This window comes from Barrientosiimonas endolithica, from assembly GCF_030296655.1.
GTDB classification, from domain to species: Bacteria; Actinomycetota; Actinomycetes; order Actinomycetales; family Dermatophilaceae; genus Barrientosiimonas; species Barrientosiimonas humi.
Genome location: NZ_AP027735.1, coordinates 1,424,212 through 1,448,843 on the forward strand (window position 1 = coordinate 1,424,212; position 24,632 = coordinate 1,448,843).

General features: G+C 71.6%; 22 protein-coding genes and 4 pseudogenes. 16 read left to right on the forward strand and 10 right to left on the reverse strand.

What is annotated here, in order from left to right:
• Positions 1-61: 61 nt before the first annotated feature.
• Positions 62-2,442 (reverse strand): annotated as a pseudogene (locus QUE40_RS07200) (ATP-binding cassette domain-containing protein).
• Positions 2,443-2,536: 94 nt separating this feature from the next.
• On the opposite strand from QUE40_RS07200, the pseudogene hemE reads away from it, so the two are divergent.
• Positions 2,537-3,582, forward strand: a pseudogene (gene hemE / locus QUE40_RS07205) (uroporphyrinogen decarboxylase).
• A gap of 133 nt (positions 3,583-3,715) precedes the next feature.
• Here the strand turns inward: hemE and yczE are convergent.
• A complete protein-coding gene (gene yczE, locus QUE40_RS07210) occupies positions 3,716-4,390 on the reverse strand; it encodes a membrane protein YczE (protein WP_289232730.1) in 675 nt (224 codons plus the stop codon).
• 61 nt (positions 4,391-4,451) lie between these two features.
• Here yczE and yczR point away from each other — a divergent pair, with 61 nt between their 5' ends.
• The 3 genes from yczR to hemQ are packed head-to-tail and all read left to right on the forward strand — an operon-like array spanning position 4,452 to position 8,073.
• The gene (yczR, locus tag QUE40_RS07215) at positions 4,452-5,873 is read left to right on the forward strand and encodes a MocR-like transcription factor YczR (protein WP_289232731.1); all 1,422 of its coding nucleotides are present in this window, start codon (positions 4,452-4,454) and stop codon (positions 5,871-5,873) included.
• A gap of 57 nt (positions 5,874-5,930) precedes the next feature.
• Positions 5,931-7,316 (forward strand): protoporphyrinogen oxidase, encoded by a 1,386-nt coding sequence (gene hemG, locus QUE40_RS07220; protein ID WP_289232732.1) that lies wholly within the window; start codon positions 5,931-5,933, stop codon positions 7,314-7,316.
• 22 nt (positions 7,317-7,338) lie between these two features.
• Positions 7,339-8,073, forward strand: coding sequence for a hydrogen peroxide-dependent heme synthase (gene hemQ / locus QUE40_RS07225; protein ID WP_289232733.1), 735 nt, complete (start codon positions 7,339-7,341; stop codon positions 8,071-8,073).
• Between the two features lie 78 nt (positions 8,074-8,151).
• Here hemQ and msrB read toward each other — a convergent pair whose 3' ends face one another.
• The 4 genes and pseudogenes from msrB to QUE40_RS19830 form a co-directional block, all read right to left on the reverse strand.
• Positions 8,152-8,577, reverse strand: a complete 426-nt coding sequence (gene msrB, locus QUE40_RS07230; protein ID WP_142005076.1) for a peptide-methionine (R)-S-oxide reductase MsrB — start codon at positions 8,575-8,577, stop codon at positions 8,152-8,154.
• An 82-nt stretch (positions 8,578-8,659) separates the two neighbouring features.
• Complete coding sequence (locus QUE40_RS07235) at positions 8,660-9,511, reverse strand: serine protein kinase RIO (RefSeq protein ID WP_289232734.1); 852 nt, start codon at positions 9,509-9,511, stop codon at positions 8,660-8,662.
• Between the two features lie 196 nt (positions 9,512-9,707).
• On the reverse strand, positions 9,708-10,334 hold the full coding sequence (locus tag QUE40_RS07240) for an endonuclease/exonuclease/phosphatase family protein (RefSeq protein ID WP_289232735.1): 627 nt from the start codon (positions 10,332-10,334) through the stop codon (positions 9,708-9,710).
• Between the two features lie 434 nt (positions 10,335-10,768).
• Positions 10,769-12,094, reverse strand: a pseudogene (locus QUE40_RS19830) (DUF8508 domain-containing protein); the annotation flags it as partial.
• A gap of 154 nt (positions 12,095-12,248) precedes the next feature.
• On the opposite strand from QUE40_RS19830, the gene QUE40_RS07250 reads away from it, so the two are divergent.
• The 12 genes from QUE40_RS07250 to QUE40_RS07305 all read left to right on the forward strand — a co-directional run bounded on the left by QUE40_RS07250 (position 12,249) and on the right by QUE40_RS07305 (position 21,641).
• On the forward strand, positions 12,249-13,592 hold the full coding sequence (locus QUE40_RS07250; RefSeq protein ID WP_289232736.1) for an MFS transporter: 1,344 nt from the start codon (positions 12,249-12,251) through the stop codon (positions 13,590-13,592).
• Positions 13,593-13,602: 10 nt separating this feature from the next.
• Entirely contained in the window at positions 13,603-14,628 is a 1,026-nt protein-coding gene (ligD, locus tag QUE40_RS07255; RefSeq protein ID WP_289232737.1) for a non-homologous end-joining DNA ligase, read from the forward strand.
• Between the two features lie 70 nt (positions 14,629-14,698).
• Positions 14,699-15,592 carry a tyrosine-type recombinase/integrase gene (locus QUE40_RS07260; protein WP_289232738.1) on the forward strand — a complete coding sequence of 298 codons (894 nt, stop codon included), beginning with the start codon at positions 14,699-14,701 and terminating at the stop codon, positions 15,590-15,592.
• 503 nt (positions 15,593-16,095) lie between these two features.
• Entirely contained in the window at positions 16,096-16,377 is a 282-nt protein-coding gene (locus QUE40_RS07265) for a hypothetical protein (protein ID WP_289232739.1), read from the forward strand.
• Positions 16,374-16,655, forward strand: a complete 282-nt coding sequence (locus QUE40_RS07270; protein WP_289232740.1) for a hypothetical protein — start codon at positions 16,374-16,376, stop codon at positions 16,653-16,655. The genes QUE40_RS07265 and QUE40_RS07270 overlap by 4 nt, the downstream gene beginning before the upstream one ends.
• Positions 16,655-16,996: a hypothetical protein gene (locus QUE40_RS07275; RefSeq protein ID WP_289232741.1), complete on the forward strand. Its 342-nt coding sequence runs from the start codon at positions 16,655-16,657 to the stop codon at positions 16,994-16,996. Before QUE40_RS07270 ends, QUE40_RS07275 begins: the two co-directional genes overlap by 1 nt.
• A complete protein-coding gene (locus QUE40_RS07280; protein WP_289232742.1) occupies positions 16,993-17,355 on the forward strand; it encodes a hypothetical protein in 363 nt (120 codons plus the stop codon). The genes QUE40_RS07275 and QUE40_RS07280 overlap by 4 nt, the downstream gene beginning before the upstream one ends.
• Positions 17,348-18,757 (forward strand): hypothetical protein, encoded by a 1,410-nt coding sequence (locus QUE40_RS07285; RefSeq protein ID WP_289232743.1) that lies wholly within the window; start codon positions 17,348-17,350, stop codon positions 18,755-18,757. The genes QUE40_RS07280 and QUE40_RS07285 overlap by 8 nt, the downstream gene beginning before the upstream one ends.
• On the forward strand, positions 18,754-19,095 hold the full coding sequence (locus QUE40_RS07290) for a hypothetical protein (protein WP_289232744.1): 342 nt from the start codon (positions 18,754-18,756) through the stop codon (positions 19,093-19,095). Before QUE40_RS07285 ends, QUE40_RS07290 begins: the two co-directional genes overlap by 4 nt.
• An 82-nt stretch (positions 19,096-19,177) precedes the next feature.
• Positions 19,178-19,804: a hypothetical protein gene (locus tag QUE40_RS07295; RefSeq protein WP_289232745.1), complete on the forward strand. Its 627-nt coding sequence runs from the start codon at positions 19,178-19,180 to the stop codon at positions 19,802-19,804.
• Positions 19,805-19,964: 160 nt separating this feature from the next.
• Positions 19,965-20,801: a phage major capsid protein gene (locus QUE40_RS07300; protein WP_289232746.1), complete on the forward strand. Its 837-nt coding sequence runs from the start codon at positions 19,965-19,967 to the stop codon at positions 20,799-20,801.
• A 516-nt stretch (positions 20,802-21,317) separates the two neighbouring features.
• Entirely contained in the window at positions 21,318-21,641 is a 324-nt protein-coding gene (locus tag QUE40_RS07305; RefSeq protein ID WP_289232747.1) for a hypothetical protein, read from the forward strand.
• A gap of 222 nt (positions 21,642-21,863) precedes the next feature.
• Here QUE40_RS07305 and QUE40_RS07310 read toward each other — a convergent pair whose 3' ends face one another.
• The 4 genes and pseudogenes from QUE40_RS07310 to QUE40_RS07325 form a co-directional block, all read right to left on the reverse strand.
• Positions 21,864-22,109: a helix-turn-helix domain-containing protein gene (locus QUE40_RS07310; RefSeq protein ID WP_289232748.1), complete on the reverse strand. Its 246-nt coding sequence runs from the start codon at positions 22,107-22,109 to the stop codon at positions 21,864-21,866.
• Between the two features lie 446 nt (positions 22,110-22,555).
• A complete protein-coding gene (locus QUE40_RS07315; RefSeq protein ID WP_289232749.1) occupies positions 22,556-22,855 on the reverse strand; it encodes a hypothetical protein in 300 nt (99 codons plus the stop codon).
• The gene (locus tag QUE40_RS07320) at positions 22,852-23,370 is read right to left on the reverse strand and encodes a hypothetical protein (protein WP_289232750.1); all 519 of its coding nucleotides are present in this window, start codon (positions 23,368-23,370) and stop codon (positions 22,852-22,854) included. Before QUE40_RS07320 ends, QUE40_RS07315 begins: the two co-directional genes overlap by 4 nt.
• Before the next feature lie 203 nt (positions 23,371-23,573).
• Positions 23,574-24,631, reverse strand: a pseudogene (locus tag QUE40_RS07325) (ATP-dependent DNA ligase).
• Position 24,632: the final 1 nt, after the last annotated feature.

Genomic DNA, 24,632 nt, shown 5'->3' on the forward strand with positions numbered 1-24,632 from the left:
TGTAGGTCGCGGGTCCGGCCCACGCAGCGCACCACGCCGAGGGGCAGGTGCGAAAGCCGGCTCAGCCGGCACCGACGTACGCCGCCAGATGCTCTCCCGTCGTCGTCGCCCGGCCCTGGACCAGGTCGGCGGGCGTGCCCTCGAAGACGACCCGCCCGCCGTCGTGCCCGGCGCCGGGCCCGAGGTCGATGATCCAGTCGGCGTGGGCCATGACGGCCTGGTGGTGCTCGATGACGATGACCGACTTGCCGGAGTCGACGAGCCGGTCGAGCAGCCCGAGCAGCTGCTCGACGTCGGCCAGGTGCAGCCCGGTCGTGGGCTCGTCGAGGATGTAGACCCCGCCCTTGTCGCCCATGTGCGTGGCGAGCTTGAGCCGCTGCCGCTCGCCGCCGGAGAGGGTGGTGAGCGGCTGGCCCAGGGTGAGGTAGCCGAGGCCGACGTCGGCGAGCCGGTCGAGGATCTTGTGCGCGGCCGGCGTGCGCGCCTCGCCGTCGGCGAAGAACGCCTCGGCCTCGTCGACGGTCATCGCCAGCACCTCGGCGATGTCCTTGCCGCCGAGGCGGTAGTCCAGCACCTCGGGCTTGAACCGTTTGCCGCCGCACTCCTCGCACGGGCTGGAGACGGTCTCCATGAAACCCAGCTCGGTGTAGATCACGCCGGCGCCGTTGCAGACCGGGCACGCGCCCTCGGAGTTGGCGCTGAACAGGCCGGGCTTGACGCCGTTGGCCTTGGCGAAGGCCTTGCGGACGGGGTCGAGCAGGCCGGTGTAGGTCGCCGGGTTGCTGCGCCGCGACCCCTTGATGGCGCCCTGGTCGATCGAGACGACGTCGTCGCGCCGGCCGAGCGAGCCGTGGATGAGCGAGCTCTTGCCGGAGCCGGCGACCCCGGTGACGACGGTGAGCACCCCCAGCGGCACGTCGACGTCGACGCTGTGCAGGTTGTGGTCGTCGGCGCCGCGAATCTCGATGGCGCCGCTCGCTTCTCGCGTGTCGGGCTTCAGGCTCGCGCGGTCGTCGAGGTGGCGGCCGGTGAGGGTGTCGCTGGCGCGCAGCCCCTCGACGGTGCCCTGGAAGCACACCTCGCCGCCGGAGGTGCCGGCGTGCGGGCCGAGGTCGACCACGTGGTCGGCGATCGCGATGGTCTCGGGCTTGTGCTCGACGACGAGCACCGTGTTGCCCTTGTCGCGCAGCTGCAGCAGCAAGGTGTTCATCCGCTCGATGTCGTGCGGGTGCAGCCCGATGGTCGGCTCGTCGAAGACGTACGTCACGTCGGTGAGCGAGGAGCCCAGGTGCCGGATCATCTTGGTGCGCTGCGACTCACCGCCGGACAGCGTGCCGGAGGGGCGGTCGAGGCTGAGATAGCCCAGACCGATGCCGACGAAGGAGTCGAGCGTGTCGCCGAGGTTCTTCAGCAGCGGCCCGACCGACGGCTCGTCCAGGTCGCGCACCCAGTCGGCGAGGTCGCTGATCTGCATGGCGCAGGCGTCGGCGATGCTGATGCCCGCGATCTTCGAGGAGCGGGCGGCCTCGGTCAGCCGGGTGCCGTCGCACTCGGGGCAGGTCTGGAAGGTGATCGCCCGGTCGACGAAGGCCCGGATGTGCGGCTGCATCGCCTCGCGGTCCTTGGCGAGCATCGACTTGCGGATCTTCGGGATGAGGCCCTCGTAGGTGACGTTGACGCCCTCGACCTTGATCTTGGTCGGCTCCTTGTAGAGCAGGTCCTGCAGCTGCTTCTTGGTGAACTTCTTGATCGGCTTGTCCGGGTCGAAGAAGCCGGCGCCGCGGAAGATCCGGCCGTACCACCCGTCCATCGAGTAGCCCGGGATCTTCAGCGCGCCCTCGTTGAGCGACAGCTCCTCGTCGTAGAGCGCGGTCAGGTCGAAGTCGGACACGCTGCCGCGGCCTCGCAGCGCGGGCACATGCCGCCGGTGATGGAGAACTCGCGGCGCTCCTTGAGCTGCTGGCCCTCCTTCTCGATGGTCACCGCGCCGGCGCCGCTGATCGAGGCGACGTTGAAGGAGTACGCCTGGGGCGAGCCGATGTGCGGCTCGCCCAGGCGGGAGAACAGGATGCGCAGCATGGCGTTGGCGTCGGTCACGGTGCCGACCGTGGAGCGCGGGTTGGAGCCCATCCGCTCCTGGTCGACGATGATCGCGGTGGTCAGGCCCTCGAGCACGTCGACGTCGGGGCGCGCCATGGTCGGCATGAAGCCCTGCACGAAGGTGCTGTAGGTCTCGTTGATCATCCGCTGCGACTCGGCGGCGATCGTGGCGAACACCAGCGAGCTCTTGCCCGATCCCGACACCCCCGTGAACACCGTGAGCCGGCGCTTGGGCAGCTCGACGTCGACGTCCTTGAGGTTGTTCTCGCGGGCGCCCTGCACCCGGATCAGGTCGTGGCTGTCGGCCGCGGCGGGGGTCGACGACGGGGTGGCCTCAGGCATGGGAGTCCCTCCGAGGGTGCGTGGTGACGAGGCGAAGGTACTCGTTTGGGAGGATCCTCGCGTGACCACTGCTCCCGTGCCGCAGACCCTGACCCTGCCCACCCCCGGCGACCCCGCCGACAGCGTGCTGGTGCGGGCGGCCCGAGGGCAGCAGGTCGAGCGCACGCCGGTGTGGTTCATGCGCCAGGCCGGTCGCTCGCTGCCGGAGTATCGCGAGGTCCGCGCGGACGTGCCCATGCTGCAGGCCTGCCGCACCCCCGACCTGGTCACCGAGATCACTCTGCAGCCGGTGCGCCGGCACGGCGTCGACGCGGCGATCTTCTTCAGCGACATCGTCGTCCCGCTGCAGGCGGTGGGTGTCGACCTCGACATCGTCGCCGGGGTGGGGCCGGTCGTCGCCGAGCCGATCCGCACCCGCGCCGACCTCGACCGGCTTCCGGAGCTGACGCCCGAGCACGTCACCGATATCGCCGAGTCGGTGCGCCGGCTGGTGTCGGCGCTCGGCGGCACGCCGCTCATCGGCTTCGCGGGGGCGCCGTTCACGCTGGCCAGCTATCTGGTGGAGGGCGGCCCCTCGCGCAACCACGAGAAGACCAAGGCGCTCATGGCGGGCGACCCGCAGCTGTGGCACGACCTGTGCGCGCGGCTGGCGCAGATCTCGGGGAGTTCCTGCGCGTCCAGGTCGAGGCGGGGGCCTCGGCGGTGCAGCTGTTCGACTCGTGGGCGGGCGCGCTGTCGCTGGACGACTACACCCGCCAGGTGCAGCAGCACTCCGCGAAAGCCCTTGCCACCGTTGCAGACTCGGGCGTGCCCCGCATCCACTTCGGCGTCGGCACCGGCGAGCTGCTCGGGGCGATGGCCGACGCCGGGTGCGAGGTGATCGGCGTCGACTTCCGAGTGCCGCTGGCCGAGGGCGCGCGGCGGGCCGGCGGACGGCACGCGGTGCAGGGCAACCTCGACCCGGCGCTGCTGTTCGCGCCGTGGGAGCCCGTCGAGCGCGCGGTGCTGGAGACGTTGGAGTCCGGCGCGCAGGCCCCCGGCCACATCTTCAACCTCGGCCACGGGGTGCTCCCGCAGACCGACCCGGGCGTGCTGACCCGCGTGGTCGAGCTGGTGCACGAGCGCACCCAGCGCGCCTGACGGCCAGCGCGCCTGACGGGGCTGAAACGCGGTTCTAGCGGTTTGACTCCGCTGCAGCAGAGTCGAAGCGCTACAACCGCGTTTCAGCGCACGGCGCTGCGCGGGAACCGCGTGTCGGCGGCGGGTGCGGGACTCAGCCCGGACGCGTGGCGGCGGCGTCGGGGGCGGTGTCGAAGATCCGCAGGAAGAGCTGGGCGAGCGGGCCGACCGTGAGCGCATACATGAGCGTCCCCACCCCGACCACGCCACCGAGCGCGAATCCCGTTGCCACCACGGCGATCTCGATCCCGGTGCGCACGAGCCGCAGGCTCCAGCCCGTACGCGCGTGGAGGCCGGTCATGAGCCCGTCGCGCGGTCCGGGACCGAGCCGTGCGCCGATGTAGAGGCCGGTCGCGAGTCCGTTGAGCACCACCCCGGCGGCGGCCAGGGACAGCTGCGCGACCAGTGCCCCCGGCGACGGCAGCAGGTGCAGCGTGACCGTGGCCGCCGGCCCGACCCATACGGCGTTGACCACGGTGCCGATGCCCGGGCGCTGACGCAGCGGCAGCCACAGCAGCAGCACCACGAAGCTCACCAGCACGATCACCAGCCCGACGTCGGCCCCCAGGCGTCCGGCGAGACCCACCTCGAGCACCGACCAGGGCATCGTGCCCAGCCCTGCCTCGATGAGCATCGCGACGGAGGCGCCGTAGAGCGTGAGCCCGAGCAGCAGCCGGGCGCTCCGGCTCACCGGACCGTGCAGCTGCGCCGGGCGGGGGAGCGGGCGATGGTCGCGACGAGCGGTGTCGCCCAGGTCGGTGCTGTCCATGCCAGCAGCCTCGTGCACCAATGGCCTTCTCATAAAGAGCCACTTGCGACAGAGTGGCCTGGTGGACCACCCCGCGAACTCGACGCTGACCGCCGCCCGGCTCGTGCGCCTGCTCGGCCCGCCCGACCCGGGCGTTCCGGCGTACCGCTGGCTGGCCGACACGCTCCGCGGCCTGGTCACGGACGGGCTGGTGCTGCACGGCACCCGGCTGCCCAGCGAGCGGGCGCTCGTCGCTGAGCTCGGTCTGAGCCGCACCACCGTCACCCGTGCGTACGCCGCCCTGCGCGAGCGCGGATACGCCGAGGCGCGGCAGGGCTCCGGGACGCGAGCGGCCCTGCCGGGCGGCCCGGTGACCGGCGGAGGGGAGCCGCTGCCCGACGTCGTGCCGGGTCGGCCGGCTCCTTCGGACGCGATCGACCTGACCTCCGCGGCGCCGCCGGCGATCCCCGGACTGGCGATGGCCTACGTCCGGGCTGCAGAGAGCGTCGCCCGCTACGTCTCGGGCATGGGCTACTACCCCTACGGCCTGCCCTCGCTGCGGGCGGTGCTCGCCCAGCGGTTCACCGAGCGGGGTCTTGCGACCGACCCCGAGCAGATCATCGTGACGACCGGTGCGCTCGAGAGCGCCGCGGTCGCTGCTCGGGCGCTGCTCGGACCAGGCCGGCGCATCGCGGTCGAGACGCCCACCTATCCCGGCCTGCTCGCCGCGGTCCGCCCGGAGGCCTCCCGTGTGGTGCCCGTGCCGGTCAGCGCAGAGGGGATCGACCCCGCGGCCTGGCGCTCGGCGCTGTCGTCGAGCGGGGCGCAGGTTGCCTCGGTGATCGCCGACTTCCAGAACCCCACCGGGAACCTGCTCGACGCGCAGGCTCGGCAGGAGCTGGGCCGCGCCTGGCGGGCGTACGACGTCGTCGGGCTGATCGACGAGACCCTCGTCGACGTCGTGCTCGACCCGGTCGAGCTGCCGCCGCCGATGGCGGCGTTCGCCCCACGAACGGTGACCGTGGGCGGGGTCAGCAAGTCGATGTGGGGCGGCCTGCGGATCGGCTGGATCCGGGCCTCGCGCGAGCTGCTCCCGGGGCTGGCGCGGGCGCGACTGAGTCTGGGTCTGGGCGCGCCGGTGCTGGAGCAGCTGGTGGTCGAGGACTGGCTCACGGGCGACTGGGGCATGGCGAATATCGAGCATCTGCAACGGATCCGGCAGCAGAGGGACGTCCTGGTGGAGGCCGTCAGGACGGCGCTGCCCGAGTGGGCCTGCGTGGTGCCGACGGGCGGGCTGTCCTTGTGGTGGCACCTGCCTCGGTCCCGCTCCACGGTCCTCGCGCAGCGGGCGCGCGACGAGGGTCTGCTGCTGCCGCCCGGCTCGGTGTTCGCGGCCTCCGGCCGCGGCCTCGAGCCGTGGATCCGCACGCCGTACGTCCTCCAGGCCGAGACCCTGCGGGTGGCCGTGGACCGCCTCGCGAGGGCCTGGGCGCGCGCCGCCTGACGGGACTGAAACGGGGTGCGGGGTGGCCGCGCGCTCCCCGGGTGCCAGGCTGGGGGCATGGCATCGGTCGTGGTCGTCGGGGGAGGGGTCGCCGGGCTCGCGGCGGCATGGGAGCTGAGCGGTGCGGGGCACGAGGTGACCGTGCTCGAGGCGACCGACCGGGTCGGCGGCAAGCTGCGCAGCGCCGCGGTGGCCGACCGCTCGATCGACGTCGGTGCGGAGTCGGTGCTGTGGCGCCGGCCCGAGGCGCGCACCCTGCTCGGCGAGCTGGGTGCCGACGTCACCCATCCCGCGCGGGTGCCGGCCGCGATCTGGAGCCGCGGCGCGCTGCACCCGATGCCGAGCGGCACGCTCATGGGCATCCCGGCCCACCCCGAGGCGCTCGAGGGGCTGCTCACGACCGGTGAGGTCGCGCGCGCCACGGCCGAGCAGCCGGTCGAGGTCGACGGCGACGACGCGCCCCTCGGCGAGGTCGTCGCGGCGGCGCTGGGCGAGGCCGTGGTCGACCGGTTGGTCGAGCCGCTGCTCGGCGGGGTCTATGCCGGTCACGCCCGGCTGCTGTCGGCGCGCGCGGTGCTTCCGGTCGTGAACGATGCTGTGCGACAAGGGAACTCGCTGATCGCCCTGGCACAAGGTGCGGCTGCGGCGGCGGCCTCCGGGCGCGGCGAGCCGGTCTTCGCGACGGTCCCCGGCGGGCTCGGCACCCTCCCCGGGCTGCTGGCCGAGCGGCTCGCCGAGCGGGGCGTACGCCTGCGCACGGGCGCGGTCGTCCGTCACCTCGAGCGGGGCCCCCGCGGCTGGCGGCTGACGCTCGGCGACACCCGCAGCCCCGAGCCGGTCGAGGCCGACGCCGTGCTGCTGGCCACCCCCGCGGCCCCGACCGCGCGGCTGCTGGCCGACCTCGCGCCCGACGCCGCCGACGCGCTCGGGCAGATCGAGTACGCCTCGATGGTGCTGGTGACCTACGCCTTCCCCTCGCACGCGGTCCCCGCCGGGCTGACCGGGCGCAGCGGCTTCCTCGTGCCGCCGGTCGAGGGCGCCGACATCAAGGCCTCGACGTTCAGCAGCAGCAAGTGGCCCTGGCTGGCCGAGCAGCACCCCGACCTGGCCTTCGTGCGTGTCTCGCTGGGCCGGCACCGCGAGGCGGCCACCCTGCAGCGCCCCGACGCCGACCTGGCCGCGGCCGGCCTCGCCGACCTGCAGCGGATCGTCGGGCAGCGGCTGCCCGAGCCGGTCGACACGCACGTGCAGCGGTGGGGCGGCGGCCTCCCGCAGTACGCCGTGGGTCACCTCGACCGCATCGCCGTCGCCCGGTCCGCGATCGGCCAGGTGCCGGGCCTGGAGACGGCGGGCGCGGCGTACGACGGGGTCGGGATCCCCGCCTGCATCGGCTCCGGGCGGGCCGCCGCGACCCGGCTGGGCACCCACCTCCGGGGCGCCTGAGCCCGCGACAGACAATGAAGGCATGAGCCAGCCGAACGCCGACAGCACCGCCCCCCGCGCCGTCCGCCCGGGGGCGCAGCGGATCAACGAGATCAACGACACGATCCGCTACACGATGTACTCCGCGTTCAAGGCCGAGCGCCCGCTCCCGCAGGAGCGCGCGGGGCTGATCGAGGAGGCGCAGGGCTTCCTCGACGGGCTCGCCGAGCAGGGCGTCGTCGTGCGCGGCGTGTACGACATCGGCGGGCTGCGCGCCGATGTCGACCTGCTCGTGTGGTGGCACGCCGACGCGATCGAGCCGCTCCAGGCGGCCTACCGCGGGTTCCTCGCGACCGAGCTCGGCCGCCACCTTGACGCGGTGTGGTCCAACGCCGCGGTGCACCGCCCGGCGGAGTTCAACCGCTCGCACGTCCCGGACTTCCTGGTCGACCCCGACCCGAAGAAGTACCTGTGCCTCTACCCGTTCGTGCGCTCCTACGAGTGGTACCTCCTGCCCGACGACGAGCGCCGCACGATGCTCAAGGACCACGGCCTGGCCGCACGCGACTACCCCGACGTGCGCGCCAACACGGTGCCGGCGTTCGCCCTCGGTGACTACGAGTGGCTGCTGGCCTTCGAGGCCGACGAGCTGCACCGCATCGTCGACCTGATGCGCGACCTGCGCGCCACGGAGGCCCGGCGGCACGTGCGCGAGGAGATCCCGTTCTTCACCGGTCCGCTGGTGCAGCTCGGCGACCTGGTGGCCCGGCTTCGCTGACGCGGGCCGCAGCACGAGATCGAGGCCAGGCGCACCGCGCCTGGCCTCGAGCTCGTCCGCGTCCGGTGACGCCCGGCGTCAGCCCTTCGGCTGCAGCGTCAGGCTCACCGAGTTGATGCACCACCGCTGGTCGGTGGGCACGTCGTAACCCTCGCCCTCGAAGACGTGCCCCAGGTGCGAGCCGCAGCTGGCGCAGCGCACCTCGGTGCGCACGCGGCCGAGCGAGCGGTCCTCGATCAGCTCGACGTTGTCGTCCTCGGTGGGGGCGTAGAACGACGGCCAGCCGCAGCCGCTGTGGAACTTGGTGTCGCTGGTGAACAGCTCGGCGCCGCACGCCTTGCAGGAGTAGACGCCCTCGGTCTCGGTGTCGGTGTACTCACCGGTGAAGGGCCGCTCGGTGCCGGCCTGACGCAGCACGTCGTACTCGGCCGGGCTCAGCTCGGAGCGCCACTGCTCGTCGGTCTTGGTCACGGGGTACGCCTGCTCGGCGCGCTGGTCTGCCATGTCAGGTGCAACGAGTGACCGCGGCCGGCGATTCCGCGCCCGGCGATCCTGGACCCGGTCGATCCTGCGGAAGCCACGCGGGTCACCACGCCTGCGCCACGAGCTCGCCGAACAGCTCCTGCTCGTCGACCTGCAGCCCTCGCCCGGCGAACCACCGGCAGACGTTGGTGCAGTCGCGCAGCAGGAAGTCGTGGGCCTGCAGGTTGCCCGCGAGGTCGACCACCTGCGGCAGGTCGATCACGACCAGCCGCTCGCCCGCGGCGAGGATGTTGTAGGCCGACAGGTCGCCGTGCACCACGCCGGCGCGGACCATGTCGACCAGCGCCCGGCGTACCTGCTCGAAGTAGTGCTCCAGCAGCTCCCGGTCGGGCCGGGTCTGCGCCAGCCGGGGCGCGGTCTGGCCCTCGACCTGGATCCACTCCATGAGGATCTCGGTGCCGTCGACCTGCACCGGGTAGGGGACCGGCAGGCCCAGCTCCCAGAAGCGGGTGAGCATGCCCCACTCCGAGATCGCCCACTCGCCGGCGGCCACGACCCGGCCCCAGGAGCTCTTGCGCTTCAGCGCCCGCTCGTCGCGGGAGCGCTTCATCGAGCGGCCCTCGGTGTAGGTCGCCGACCGGTGGAAGCTGCGGTGGTCGGGATCTCGGTATCGCTTGGCGGCCATCACCACCTGCTGCCGCGGGTCGTGCGGGTCGGCGCGCTCCAGCAGGAAGACGTCGGCCTCCTTGCCGGTCTTGAGGATGCCGAGGTCGGTGTCGATCGCGCCCTGGGAGGTCACGACCCAGTCGGGTCGGGGCTGCGGGCCGCGCTGCAGCGGGTCGACCTCGAGCCAGGTCGACCAGCGCTGGTCGGGGTCCAGGTCCTCGTCGTAGGCCTGGTAGTCGAAGGTGAAACGGGGGTCAATGCCGTCGTCGCGGCACTCCGGTGACGTCACGGTGGGTGCTCCGGTGGGAAGAAGGGGCGGGCTGCTGCACTGCGGGCAGGCAGGGGACAGTCGTCGACATGTCACGACTCCTTCCACCGGGGGGCACGCTCTTCGAGGACGAGCGCGCCCGGGACCGCCAGTCTGCGGCGGTCCCGGGCGGGTGCGCCACCGATTTATCGGCGACGCGGTCGGTTCGACTCGCGGCTCAGCGCAGGCGCACCACCTGCGGGTCGTGGTCGGAGTCCTGGTCCCAGAAGTCGCTGTTGGTGTGCACGATGTCGTACTCGTAGCGCGGCTTGCTGTTGCCCGGGGCCTTCGCGAGGGCCGGGCTGATCAGCGTCTGGTCGAGCACCTGGCTGTTGCCGTCGAAGACGTACGTGTAGCGGTCGTTGGCCGGCAGCGTCCGGGCCAGCGCGGTCAGCTGGGTGTCGCCGCTGCCGACGAGGATGTCGGTGGTCCGGCTGAACTCGAAGTCGTTGAGGTCACCGAGCACCACGACGTTCGCCCTGGGGTCGGCGGCCAGCAGCTTGTCGACGAAGCCGCGCACGACGCGGGCCTGCGCGTTGCGCTGGGTCTCGCTGAACCGGGTCGGCTGCTGCCAGCGCCCGAACAGCGGGTCGTCGCCGCCCTTGGACGCGAAGTGGTTGGCGATGACGAAGTAGGACTGGTTCTTGAACCGGAACTCACCGACCAGCGGCTTGCGCGAGTCGGTCCAGGCGGCGTCGGTCGGCTCGATGCGACCGGGCGAGGCCGACAGGGTGGTCCGCGGGCCGCTGCCGACGACCTGGGTGGCCGTGGTGGCGTCGCCGCCCGGACGGTCGACGAACGACACCCCCGGTCGGTGCGGTAGAGGAAGACCTGTCGGATGTTGCCGCCGGGCTGGCCGCCGTCCATCTTGTCCTGCGGGTCGATCGACCGGGCCTCGTACGCCGGCCCGCCCGCCGCGCGGATCGCGGCGATCAGCTTGTCGGTGGTCTTGTTCGACGCCACGACCCCGTCGTCGGCCGGGCCGCTGTTGTCCTGGATCTCCTCCAGGGCCAGCACGTCGGGGCTGCGCAGGTTGGTCGTCACCTGCGTCGCGAGCCGGGAGAACTTCGTGGCCGGGTCGCTGGGGTCGAGGTTCTCGACGTTGAGCGTCGCGACCGCCAGCTGCTGCTTGTCGGGCGCCGCGGTGACCTCGCGCTGCAGACCGGAGGAGCGGTATCCGGGCACCTGGGTCAGCAGCAGCTTGAAGTTTGCGAAGGAGTAGTCCAGCACGCCGACGCTCTCGCCCGGCAGCACGTCGCCGACGTTGGCACGCGGCATCGAGTCGCGGGGCAGCAGCGGGTCGTCGAGGATGATCCGCTGGGTGTTCGGCTGGTCGTAGCCGCCGTAGACCACGCCCCCGGCGCGGCTGCGGGTCGCGTCGACCTGCTGGCCGGGCACCACCGGCAGCTCGCCGTAGGAGGTGTTGGTGGGGCCGACCGCGACGGCGTCACGCACGGCCGTACGCATGCCCTCCAGCGACTCGTAGAAGTCCAGGGCGTCGGTGGCCGGGGAGAACGGCACGCCCTCGCGCTCGACGTTGCCGGGGTCGCCGGTCTTGACGTTCTGTGCGGGCGCGACCCGGTCCACGCCGAGCACGACCGGCTCGGGCACCGTTTGGCCGGACCCGGTGACGGTGACCGTCGGGCCGGTGATCTGGGTCGTGGTCAGGTTGTCGTTGCCGCTCGCGCCGCCGGGCCGGAACTCACCGACGGTGCCGGCCACGCTGACCGCGTCGCCCACGGCGACGGTCGGTGCGGAGCGGGTGTAGACGTACAGGCCCTCGCTGGTCGCGGGGTCGTCGTCGGGGGTGCTCGACTGCATCCAGAAGCCGTTGCCCGAGCGGGCGGTGACGACACCGGTGACGTCCTTGACCTGCTGGCCCTCGAGCGGAGAGCGGTGGGCGGCGCCCTGGATCTGCGCGATCGTGGCGGTCGTGCCGGCCGGCGGCGGGGTGGTGCCGTCGCACACCGCTGCCGGGGCCGCCGAGCTCTGCGGGGTCGGCGCGCCGGTCACGAAGTCCGAGGCGTTGTTGTCGGTGTCGACGCAGACGTCGCGGCGCGCGCTGGAGGTCGTGTTGCTCGTGCCGGCGGCCGGCGCCCCCTCCGACTCCGACGCGGCGCCGTAGCCGAGGAGGTCGACGACCTGGCCGGCCGGGTTCACCACGGCCACCCGGCCGCTGCTGGAGGACATGGGGATGGTGCCGGTGGCGTCCGGCGTCGGCAGCGGCTGCGCCGCGGTGTTGGCGCCGTCGGCCTGCTTGACGAGGTATCGCGCACCCGGGGCGATGGTCCCGCTGAGCGGGGTGCGCTGCGGCGTGCTGCCGCTCGCCGACCAGTACTGCACGCTCCAGCCGGCCAGGTCGACCGGCTCGGTGCCGCGGTTGGCGAGCTCGACGAAGTCCGAGCGCAGCGGGGCGCCGGAGTTGCCTCCGCCGCCGTAGACCTCGGAGACCACGAGGTTCGGCGACGCCGCGGAGGCGACGGGGGACAGGGCGATGGAGGCGATGACCGCGGAGGCGGCGGTCACGACGCCGGTCAGCCGACGTACGGCGGTGTGGCGGGGCATGGCAGGAAGCCTTCCGAAGGGGCAGGGAGCGACGGGACCTTGTGACTGTATGGACGGGCGGGGCCGGCCGGGGCCGTTGCGCGGTGACGAGTCCGTGAACACCGTCCGAAACCCCTTTGACCGCACACCCGAGGGGAGAGGACGATCACCCCTCGTGCCGTGGTCCACCCGTCTGAGAGCCCTGCGGGTCGACACCACCCCGCTGCGCAGCAGCCGCGACTTCCGGCGGCTGTTCTGGGGCGGCACGATCTTCTGGTTCGGCTCGATGTTCAGCTACGTCGCGCTGCCGTTCCACCTGTACGACCTCACCGGCTCCAACTTCGCCGTCGGTGCGCTGGGCCTGGTCGAGCTGCTGCCGCTGATCGTCTTCGGGCTGTACGGCGGCGCACTGGCCGACCATCTCGACCGGCGCGTCCTGCTGCTGGCGACCTCGCTCGCCCAGGTCGTCCTGGTCGCCGTGCTCACCTGGAACGCCTTCCAGGACGAGCCGCGGCTGTGGCTGATCTACCTGATCGGGGCGCTCCTCGCGGTCGCCTCGGCGATGCAGCGCCCGGCGCGAGAAGCGTTGCTGCAGCAGACCGTTCGGCACGACCAGCTCCCGGCGGCGACCGCGCTGAACGCCCTGGGCCGCGAGGTCGCCATGCTGGCCGGGCCGGCGCTCGCGGGCGTGCTGATCGGGCAGATCGGGGCGGCCTGGGCGTTCGCCGTCGACGGCGCCGCGCTCGGGGTCGCCGTGCTGATCCTGTGGGGCCTGTCGCCGCGGGCCCGCGGCGAGACCGGCGACGCGGCGTCGCTGCGCGGCATCGTCGAGGGGCTGCGCTACGCCGCGTCCCGGCGCGACCTGATGGGCACCTATCTCGTCGACATCATCGCGATGGTGATGGCGATGCCGGTCGTGCTCTGGCCGGCGCTCGCCACCGACGTGCTGCAGCAGCCGGAGTGGCTGGGCGCGCTCTACACCGCCGAGGCCGTGGGGGCGCTGCTCGCGACCGCGACCTCGGGCTGGACCGCCCGGGTGCACCACCACGGCCGCGCCGTCGTCCTCGCCGCCATGGCGTGGGGCGCCGCGATCGCGCTCGCCGGCCTGATGCCGTCGATGATCTGGGTCCTGCTGTGCCTGGTCGTCGCCGGGTCGATGGACATGCTCTCGGGCGTCTTCCGCTCGATCATCTGGAACCAGACCATCCCCGACCGGCTGCGCGGGCGACTGGCGGGCATCGAGATGCTGTCGTACTCCCTCGGCCCGATGGCCGGCCAGGCCCGCGCGGGCCTGGTCGCCGACGCGTGGAGCGTGCGCGGGGCGATCACCTCCGGCGGCGTCGCGTGCGTCGGCATGGTGGCGCTGGCGACCGTGTGGTTGCGCGAGTTCTGGACGTACGACGCCCGCACCGACGTGCACGCCGTCACCGAGCGCGAGCGACGGGCACGGCTCGCCGCGCAGCAGCAGGGCGCGCAGGAGCAGGGCAGGCAGCCGCGAGGCACGGCCGACGCTGGCTAGAGTGCGCGCCATGAGCCCGGCGAAGGCGCAGGTCCTGCAGGTCCCCGGCCCCGAGGGCGAGCGCGAGGTGCGGGTGTCCAGCCCCGACCGCGTGCTGTGGCCGCAGGAGGGCATCACCAAGCTCGACCTGGCGCAGTACGTCGTCGACGTGGCCGAGCCGTTCCTACGGGCCAACGGCGACAGACCCGTTGCGCTGCAACGGTTCCCGACGGGCATCGACGGGGAGGAGTTCTTCTCCAAGAACCCGCCGCGCGGGGTCCCCGACTACACGCGCACGACGATGTGCACCTATCCCTCGGGTCGCCGGCACCCGCAGCTGGTGATCGACGAGATCGCCTCGGCGGTGTGGATGGTGCAGATGAACACCATCACCTTCCACCCGTGGCCGATGCGCGCCGACGACAACGACCGCCCCGACGAGGTGCGCATCGACCTCGACCCGCAGCCGGGGCGCGGTTTCGCCGACGCCGTCGAGGCGGCGCTGCTGCTGCGCGAGGTGATGACCGACGTCGGGCTCACGCCCTGGGTCAAGACCTCGGGCAACCGCGGTGTGCACGTCTACGCGCGCATCGAGCGCGACCGGGAGATCCTCGACGTGCGGCACGGCGTCATCGGCATCGCGCGCGAGCTGGAGCGACGCGACCCCGACCTGGTGACGACGGCGTGGTGGAAGGAGGAGCGCGGCGAGCGGGTGTTCGTCGACTTCAACCAGATGAGCCGCGACCGCACGATCGCCGGCGCCTACTCACCGCGTCCGCTGCCCGGTGCGCCCGTCTCGATGCCGGTCTCGTGGGACCGGCTGCGCGACGTCGCGCCGGGCGACTTCACCGTGCGCACGGTGCCCGGCATCGTGGCCGACGAGGGCGACGCCTGGGCCGGCGCGGACGACGCAGCCGGCAGCATCGATGGCGCAATGGCGTTGTGGGACAAGGACGTTCAGGAGCGAGGCCTGGGCGAGCTGTCCTTCCCGCCGGACTACCCGAAGATGCCGGGCGAGCCTCTCAGAGTGCAACCTAGCCGAAAACGCAAGGACTAGAACAGGTTTCGCGATGTCCAGTTGGTTGTGTGAGCGAGCATAGCGCTTACTCACCTGATAACGTAAGACCGTGGCAGCGGAACTGCAAGCCCTCGCGGCATCCTTCGCTCGGCATCTGCGGGCCGAGGGGAAGGCTGCCCGCACCATCGTCCTGTACGGCCAGAGCGTCCGCTTCTTCGCAGATTGGCTGGCGGTCAACGGGCAGCCCGCCACGCTGGAGCAGCTCACCCGACGCAACCTCACCGACTGGCTGGCCGACCTGCAGGCGGAGCGGAGCCCCGGCACCGTCAAGACTCGCTACCGGGGCATGTCTCGCTTCTGCAGGTGGCTCGTCGACGAGGACGAGGTGGAAGTGCATCCGATGAAGGGCATCTCGCCGCCGACGCTGAGACCCACCCCAGTCCCAGTGCTCACCGACGATGAGCTGGCGGCGCTGTTGGCAGCCTGTAAGGGCAAGACGTTCGAGAATCGACGCGACGAGGTGCTGATCCGGCTGCTGCTCGACTGCGGCCTGCGAGTCTCCGAGCTGTGTGGCATAGAGGCGGAGCAGGTAGACCTCGACGGCGGCATGGTGATCGTGACCGGTAAGGGGTCGAAGGTTCGCCCGGTCTACTTCGGCGCCCGCACCACACAGGCGCTCGACCGCTACCTCCGCATCCGCTCCGGCCACCGCTGGGCATCGTCACCCACGCTGCTGCTCTCACAGCGCGGCCCCCTAACCCCCGACGGGGTGCGAGAGCGGATGAAAGTGCTCGGCGCGCGCGCGGGCGTGGACGACCTCCATCCGCACCGGTTCCGGCACACCTTCGCCCACGACTTCCTCAAGTCCGGAGGTCAGGAGCGTGACCTCAAGCGTCTGGCCGGCTGGACGTCCGACGTCATGCTCGAGCGATACGGAGCCTCTGCTGCCGACGAGCGGGCGCGTGCCGCAGCCAAGCGACTCAGCAGAGGAGACCGGGTGTGAGCGTCGAGTTCGTCGAGGTGGTCTGCCGACGCGGGCACGCTGAGAAGATGGTCCGCCGCTTCGGCCGCGTCGGTGACTCCTGGGAGCCCGTCGTCAAGGCTGATGGTCGCCAGCGGGGAGTCTGGACCGGTTGCGACCCCGCAGGGACGGCCGCGCCCTCCTCGACGAGGCTGACCGAGATTTCGCCAGGGTCGAGTGGGACGACGCCGAGCAGCGGCTCGGCGTGTCTGCGGGACAATCTGGCGACCAGCTCCGGACACGCTGGGACATCGGCTGCGGCATCTGTGGAGACAACGTGAGGGCGAGGTCCGAGCGGCTCGACGTCGTGCTAGACACGCTGGCCGAGCATGGGCTCGGTTCCATCTCCCTGTCCGATGTGCGTGCTACGTTGAACAACGTAGGCCGGACCACGTGAGCCGGACGTTTCAGCCCTCCAGGAAGGGACGGTTTCTCGTCCCCTGGAGGGCATCGTTATGTCCCAGACCCCGGCGAGCGAGCTCCGGATGGCTCGGAGCATCGCCGCACACGAATCGTGGGCCAAGACCGAAGATCGCTCGGCGCGCACGGCGCCGGCGCGGCGCGCGCTCGACCAGAAGTTCCTCGAGCAGGCCGGTGGCGATCCGGTCCGAGCCGAGCACCTTCGCAAGGCTCACTTCCAGCGCCTCGCGCTGAAGTCCGCACAGGCTCGCCGACGCGCGAAGGAAGCGTTGTCGGACGCTCAGGCAGCCGAGGAGGAGCTGTCCTCGCTGGCAACGGGGCCGCACTACGGCGGTGACGCCGCGTGAGGGCCACTGTCACCCCGGGCGGATCGCCCGGGGCCAAGAGTTCGACCCTGCCCACGCACCGCACGTACGTCGAGCACGTCCGTCGCCGGCTGCCCGGCTTGTCCGGCAAGCAGGCGCGTCGGTTGGTCGCTGACTACCTCTCGCGTGCTGAGCGGCCGAATCCTGTTGCGGCTGTTGCGTACTGCCGCGATGCGTTCGGCCCGTCGTGGCACATGCTGCACGGGTTCGACCCGACGGCGCAGACCGCGGTGCGCAACCTGACTGGTGGTGGTGCCTGATGGACCGGGCAAACGAGAGCCGCCCCGCGGAGGCGAACCACGAGGCGGCAGAGCACGTTTCAGCAGGCGACTTCAACGGCGCTTCAAGTATCGCACGGACCACCGACGACCGCGACGATCGCCGCGCGGGCGTGATCCAACTGTCTCGACGTCGAGACTTCTACGTCAGGGTCTACTCGGTCCGCCGTGACGGGATCGTGGCCGTCCAGGTGTTCGCCGACCTCCGCTCGGCCGAGCGGAAGGTCGATCGCGTTCGTGCTGCCGGTCTGGCCTGCCGCCTCGAGTTGATTCGCGTCGTGTCCGTGCAGCCGCTCGACCCCGAGGGCGGTGATCTCCGATGAGCGCAGCCCTGAACGTCCAGATGGACAATGACGTGCCGGTCGACCTCATCAGCAGTTCTGCTGATGAGCAGATGGTGGTTGACCTGGCCTCGCTCTCCGAGGATGCCTGGCGGCTCTGGCTCGACGGCCACAGTTGCGGTTACCGGGCTGGCCTCGAGCGGGGCCGTCAGCTGCAGGATGCCGAGCTGGGCTCGCTGCAGCGGGCCGCAGCGGCGGTCGTCCACCGGGCTGCGGGGCTGCCGGACCTCGGTCAGGACCTCAGTGTCGAGGGCGCCGCGCTGCGCGAGGCCCAGAGCGTTGAGGCGTTCCGTGCCGACCACGCGCGGCGACGCGGGCAGGCGGGTGGTGGCCGTGCTTGAGCACTACGACGGCCCGGTGCCGCCACCAGACGCCCCGGCGAACCTCGCCGAGGCGCACGAGGTGTTCCGCAAGTGGCTCGGCCAGGACTACGACACCGACGCGCTCGACGCGGTGCTGGCGGTCTGCGCGGTCGAACGGATGAGCGGTGACCCGCTGTGGCTGCTGCTCGTGTCCGGGTCGGGCAACGCGAAGACCGAGACGGTGCAAGCGCTCTCAGGTGCCGGGGCGCTACCGATCAGCACTATCAGCGGTGAGGCGGGCCTGCTGTCGGCGACTCCGAAGAAGGACCGCGCCGAGGGCGCCACCGGCGGGCTGCTGCGCGAGATCGGCTCCTCCGGCGTGCTGGTCGTCAAGGACATGACCTCGATCCTGAGCATGAACCGAGACCGGCGCGACGAGGTGCTCGGTGCGCTGCGAGAGGTCTACGACGGCGCCTGGTCTCGGCCGGTCGGTGCTGACGGCGGGCGCCGGCTCACCTGGTCGGGACGGATCGGCCTGGCCGGGGCGGTCACGACCGCCTGGGACAGCGCGCACGCGGTCATCGCCCGGTGCGGCGATCGGTTCGTGCTGGTCCGGGTCGACAGTCACCAGGGCCGGCAGGCAGCCGGGCGGCAGGCGATCCGCAACACCGGCAGCGAGGAGCAGATGCGCGCCGAGCTGGCCGAGGCGGTGACCGCGGTCATCACCCAGCTCGACCCGGACGTGCCGCCAGCGACCGAGGCCGAGATCGAGGTGCTGCTCGCGGCCGCGGACCTGGTGACGCTGGCCCGGACCGCGGTCGAGTACGACTACCGGGGCGACGTGGTGAACGCGCACGCCCCGGAGGCCCCAACCAGGTTCGCCAAGCAGCTCGGGCAGGTGATGCGCGGCGCCGCCGCGCTCGGCCTGGAACGCTCGGCCGCGCTCGCGCTGGCGATCCGGTGCGCCCGGGACTCGATGCCGCCGCTCCGGCTCGCGATCGTCGACGACCTCGCCGAGCACCCTGACTCGACCACGGCCGAGGTGCGCAAGCGGCTGGCGAAGCCGCGCGCGACCGTCGACCGGCAGCTGCAGGCGCTGCACATGCTCGGCGTGCTCGCCTGCGACGAGGAGGAGATCGAGTGGGCCGGGAAGCCGGCGACGCGGTGGCACTACCGGCTCGCCGACGGGATCGACCCGAGCGCACTACAGATCAGTGCCAGAAATGACCAACCAAGCACACGTGCACACCAAGAAGTAGAGGGGAACGTCCCTCGCCCTGGTTTGGACGTTTCTGGAACCGATACGGGCGACACGGACGAGTCCACGCGGTGCGGCCTCTGCTCCCGCCCCATCCGAGGCCCCCGGGCCGCCCCGTTCGAACCGGCTTGCCTCGGCTGCGGCCGACCCGTCCAGCCCCACGAGAAGGAGAACCACCGATGACCGACGCCAAGCTCTGCCCCCGCTGCGGCGGGGAATGGTTGTGGAGCTTCACGTTCCAGCACCGGGTGACCTGCCCGCTGCTGGCCCAGGAGGACGTCACCAAGATCGACGACTCCACCAAGCTGCGCACCCGCTCGGCGTTCGCGCGGCACGCCACCGATGCCGAGCTCGAGCTAGCCGCGGTCTGGGAGCCGGCCGCAGCCCTCGCGCTGGACGGCTCGACCCAGACCGGCGCCGAGACCACGGTGCGCGGCACCCCTCGGTCGTGTTCCGGGTCGTCGTGTTCGAGGCGACCGGCACCACCTACACCGTCGACCCGCGACGCGACCCGCCGGTGACGACCGGTGATGCACCCGAACCGTTCGGACCCCGCCGCGACGGCGGCTGGGACTACCCCTGGTACAGCTGAAGGAGACAGCGATGGAAGACAACAGCAGCATCACCACCGAGACCACCTCGACCGAGGTCGAGGTGGTGCAGACTCCGCACACCCCTGCCGCCACCGAAGACCTCAACCGAAGAACTTCGGTTGAGCAACCCGAGACCGAGCCGGCCGCGGCAGCGACGACCGACACGCCCGTGCTCGATGACCCCGGGACCGCCGACGAGACGACGGGCGAGGAGGCCCCGACCGACTCCCGCCTGGCGAAGGTCCGGCAGGAGGCCAAGGGCCTGCGCGAGCGGTTGCGCGCCAGCGAGAGCGAGGCGGACACGCTGCGCGAGCAGGTGGCCGCGATGCGCCGCGCCGAGGCGGCACGGGCCGCGACCGAGGCCGGCATGGCGGACGGCAACGACCTGTTCCGCGCCGACGGCGACCCGCTCGACCTCGACGACCTGTTCGGCGAGGACGGCACGCTCGACACCGAGCGGCTGACCGAGACGGTCGCCGCGGCCCTGGAGGAGCACCCGCACTGGCGGCGGCAGCAGGCAATGCCCGGACGCAAGCAGCCGCTCGCGAACCTGCGGCCCGGCGCCACGCCGACGGATATCGGTTGGGGGCCACGCTCGATGACCTGGCAGGACGCGCTGCACGGCAGGGGCCGCTGACACCCCGAGGGGGTATATCCTCACTGGTGAGAGCGAGACCCGGCCCGGAGCCGGCCGTTCTCACCAGTGAGGCCCGGGAGGCCGACACCGCGGACGACGCGCCAGGAGCCGTGCACCGCACCCCATCACTTTCGCCTGCCTCCCGAAGGAGCCCAGAACCATGCTCACCACCAGCAACGCCATCGAGATCGTCCCGGACACCCGGGGCAAGTTCCTGATCCAGTCCGTCGTCAACGCCTCCGTCGCAGCCCAGGTCGCGACCGTCGTCAACATCAGCACCCACGACTTCCGCATGCCCGTCGTTACCAAGGACCCGACCGCATCGTGGACCGCCGAGGGCGAGGAGATCACGCCCAGCGACATGACGATGGAGGAGGCGTCCTCCACCCCGAGCAAGGTCGCGGGCCTGAGCATCATCACCCGTGAGCTCGCCAACGACTCCAGCCCCGCCGCCGCCGAGGCGATCGGGCAGGGTCTCGCCCGCGAGATCGCCCGCCAGGTCGACCGGGCCTTCTTCGGCAACCTGGGAGCGCCGGCGCCCAAGGGCCTGTACGCGGTCGCCGATCGCTCTACCGTCGCCACGCTTAACGGCATCACCAGCCTCGACCCGTTCGTCGAGGCGCTGACCGCGGCCGAGATCGTCGGCGCCCAGGTCACCGCGTTCGTGACCAGCCCGCTGACCGCGCTCGCGCTCGCCAAGCTGAAGAAGGGCAGCGACTCCAACGAGCCGCTGCTGGCCGCCGACCCGTCCGTGCCGACCGGCCGGGTGATCTCGGGCGTCCCGCTGTACGTCACCCCGTTCATCGAAGACGGCTCGGTGTGGGCGATCCCGCGGGATCGCGCCTACCTGCTGATCCGGGAGAACGCGCAGATCGAGACCGACCACAGCGCGTTCTTCACCTCGGATCGGGTCGCGATCAAGGGCACCATGCGCGTCGGGACGCTGTTCCCGCACGAGGCCGCGATCGTGCACGTCCCGGCGAGCACGAGCGGCTGACCCAGAGCACCCGCGGGCTCACGACCCGCGGGCACGTCGAGCCGCGGGTGTCTGACCTTTCCGCCCGCCCGACGTCGAGCGGTCCTCCCTCCAGCGATGCGCCTGGGGGAGGACCCACCTCGAGGCCGCCAGCCACCTCCGGCATAGGGCCGACTTCTATCCCTGACCGTTTTTTCGTGCGGCCCGGAACCCCACCGAGGCTCTGTGTGTGCAAGCGGCCCTATGCCGGAGGTGGTCCGGCGGGGTCGGCGGGGGTCACCCCCAGGGGTTCCGTCGCGCTTCGCGATCTTCGCGTACTCCGAAGCTGGGACTCGGGCGACCTCAATCCTGGACCAGTCGCCGCGTCCGGTGAGGTCAAACTGGATGACGACGATCTCCTCGCCGTCATACTTGGCGTCGAAGCGCCGGCACTCATCAGCGGCCTCGAACCGCAGGTCTTCGCCGCCTGGGACAGCGATGAGTACGACCTGACTCGATCCCGTTCTCATGGTCGCCCAGCCTGGCATAACCTGCGGCATGAGCGACGCACAGAGGCACAGAGACGCACTGCACCGCGCGATTGCGCTGACGACGACCTACCTGCTCGAGGAGGGCGTCGATGGCGGCGCCGTCGAGACGCTGAAGTTGGCGAATGCGGAGACACCCGAGACCGCCACTGACACGCTGACCGCACAGACACATCTCATGTCCCGACTGTTGAAGCACATCGTGAATCTCGATCGAGTGATGCGAGACGAGAGCATCGAGGTCGACCACGGCTTCGAAGGGCCCGTGACGCCGCAAGCGATGCTGCAGGCAATCGCGCGGCAGATCATCCAAAGCGAGGCCGAAGACGGCTGAGCCACTGGGCGGCCAGCACCCGTCAGGCGAGCCTGATCGCCTGGCGCTGAGCCTCCTGCCTCGCGCGCGCGGAGTAGCCGCGTGTCCAATGTGGACACGTTCGCCGGACCGCTCGCTGCCTCGCGCGCGCAGCGACGTGGGGAGATTCCCCACGCCGATCGACACACCGACTCTCTCGGGCGGCAGCAGCTCGCTTGCGTCGAGTCGAGAGCCCGGGTGGAACTACTTCCCCAGCCAGGACCGCACGGTCATCCGCGCGATCCCCGCGGCCTCGGCGATCTGGGTCTCCGGCATACCCGCGCCGGCCGCCGCCAGGATCGCGTCACGCAGCCGCTGCTCGACGTCCGCACGGTCCTCGCGGAGCCGGATCAGGGTGGCGCGGTGCTCGGCATCGTCTCGCGACGAACCGTCGGACGTCCCGAGCAGGGTCATCCGCCGGTTGCACTTCGGGCAGATCGCGTCCGTCATGCACGAACGGTACGTGCGCGCGGAGCGGGCTGTCAGGAATCTGACACCTGCTGGTGATCAAGAACGAACGGTACGCGCGCGGGGCGCGGGGTCTCACCGACCTCAACCGAAGAACTTCCGGTTGAGCAGCCGCCCTCCCGCGCGCGAGGGGTCCTCACGAGCCAGGTGAGTCATATGACTCACCTGCAACGCGCCCTCCCGCGCGCGAGGGGTCCTCACCGCCACCGAGGGTGTCCACGGCCGTGGACGCCCGCTCTCCCCGCGCGGGCGGGCACGCGCTCAGCGCGTACCCGAAGGGTCCTCACAATCTGAGGACCCTTCGAGCCGACCGGGGGTCTCAACATTCCTGAGACCCGTAAACGTCGAGCGGCCCGGCCACCGTGCTGGTGACCGGGTCGCTATTACCGGATCCGTCATTACCGGGTCCGCTAGTACGGGACCCCGTACTAGCGGAACTGCTTCTCAAGCTCCTTCAGCTGGCTGTTGACCCAGCGGCGATCCCGCGCGTCCAGCACCGCCTGGCACCGCTTGCAGTCGTTGGGGCGAGAGACCGGGCGCAGCGGATCGCTGGAGACGTACTCGCTGGTGATCCTCAGCCGGACAAGGCCGCACACGCTGCGCACCGTCGTGGCCCCGGCGGCGAGAGCGCGCAGGCTGTCCGCCTCCCAGTACCAGTGCAGAACGCGCTTGCGGCCCTTGCGCTGCGGCTCGGTCTCGACGGCCTCGGAGTGCTCGACGGTGCTCACCGCCCCGCCTCCGGTCCGTCGGTGGACGACTCCAACCTGGACACGTCCCTCCCGCTCAGCAGCGCCTCCGCGGCAGCGAGCAGCGCCTTCGCCAGGTCCAACGCCTCGGCGGGCGTCAGCTCCTGGCAGCTGCCAGCGACGGTCAGGGTCGGCTGGTCGCCGGTCGGTTCGCCCGCGGGCCAGGTCGCCTCGCACAGCCAGACCTCAGTCGGCTGGTCCTTGTCGACGGCGCCGTGGTGCACGAGCTGCCCCTCCATCCCGGCCAGCTCGGACGCGTGCTGCTCGTGCGGCGTGGTGCACCGGGCTGGGCAGACGAACCTCGGCAGATTCCCACGATCGTGGGAATCCGACAGACCTGTCGAATCCGCCGGCCAGACCTCGGTGCTGGCCTCCGGGCAGGTCTCCGAGTGCGCCTCGGTCAGGTCACCGGCCGCGACGTAGCGCAGCGGCTCGGTCTCCCAGCCGCAGACGGTGCAGCGGCCGACGTACAAGGTCGGGGTGTTGGTGGTGGTCATGGCTGCCTCTCGTATCTCACCGGATAACCTCGACCACAGTGCTTCTACTGAGTCGGCGGTGTGACGCGAATCCCGTTCTCCTGCATAGCGTTCAGCGGGGCGGCACCCCGAAGATGCCGGGCGAGCCGCCGCGCGTGCAGCCGAGCAAGAAGGTCGCCAAGCACTGGGACGAGGGCGGCAACCGGGTGGAGAAGTAGTCGCGCCTACTCCGCGAGCACCGCGTCCAGGTCGTACGCCGGCGCCCGCTCGACCTGCTCGAGCAGGCACGACTCCGGGTCGCGGTCGGGGCGCCACCGCAGGAAGCCGACGGCGTGCCGGAAGCGCGACCCTCGAGCTGGTCGAACTTCACCTCGACCACCCGCTCGGGCCGCAGCCGCACGAACGACACGTCCTTGCTCGCGCTGAACCGCGACCGGTCGGTCTCGCCCGTGACGGCCTCGCCGCCGTCGTCGCGCACCACCAGGTCGGCGAGCTCGTCGATCAGCTCGCGTCGGCGCTTCATGGTGAACGCGGAGATCCCGCCGACGCCGCGCAGCCGGCCGGCGTCGTCGTACATCCCGAGCAGGATCGAGCCGACGCCCTCGCCGCTCTTGTGGATCCGGTATCCGATCGCGACGGCCTCGGCGGTGCGCGAGTGCTTGATCTTCAGCATGGTCCGCCTGCCCGGTTCGTACGTCCCGTCGAGCGGCTTGGCGATCACGCCGTCGAGCCCGGCGCCCTCGAAGCGGGTGAACCAGTCCTGCGCGACGTCGGCGTCGCCGGTGACCCGGGTGACGTGGAACGGTGCGTCGCCGAGGTCGGACAGGGCCGCGAGCAGCGCGGCACGCCGGTAGCGGAACGGACGGTCGAGGAGCGACTCGTCACCGAGGGCCAGCGCGTCGAAGAAGATGACCTCGGCGGGGGTCTCCTGCGACAGCCTGGTGACTCGCGACTCGGCCGGGTGGATGCGCTGACCGAGAGCCTCGAAGTCGAGCCGCTGGGAGCCGGGTTCGCCTGAGCGCACGACGATCTCGCCGTCCAGCGCGCACTTTATGGGCATGTGCTCGCGGGCCGCCTCGACCAGCTCGGGGAAGTAGCGGGTGAGCGGCTTGGACCCCCGGGAGGCCAGCTCGACCTCGTCGCCGTCGCGCAGCAGCACGACCCGGAAGCCGTCCCACTTCGGCTCGTACGACAGCCCGCCCGGCACGCTGTCGGCGGCCGGCACCCCCGTGGTCGCCTTCGCGAGCATGGGCGTGACGGGCAGTTCGATCGGCAGGCGCATG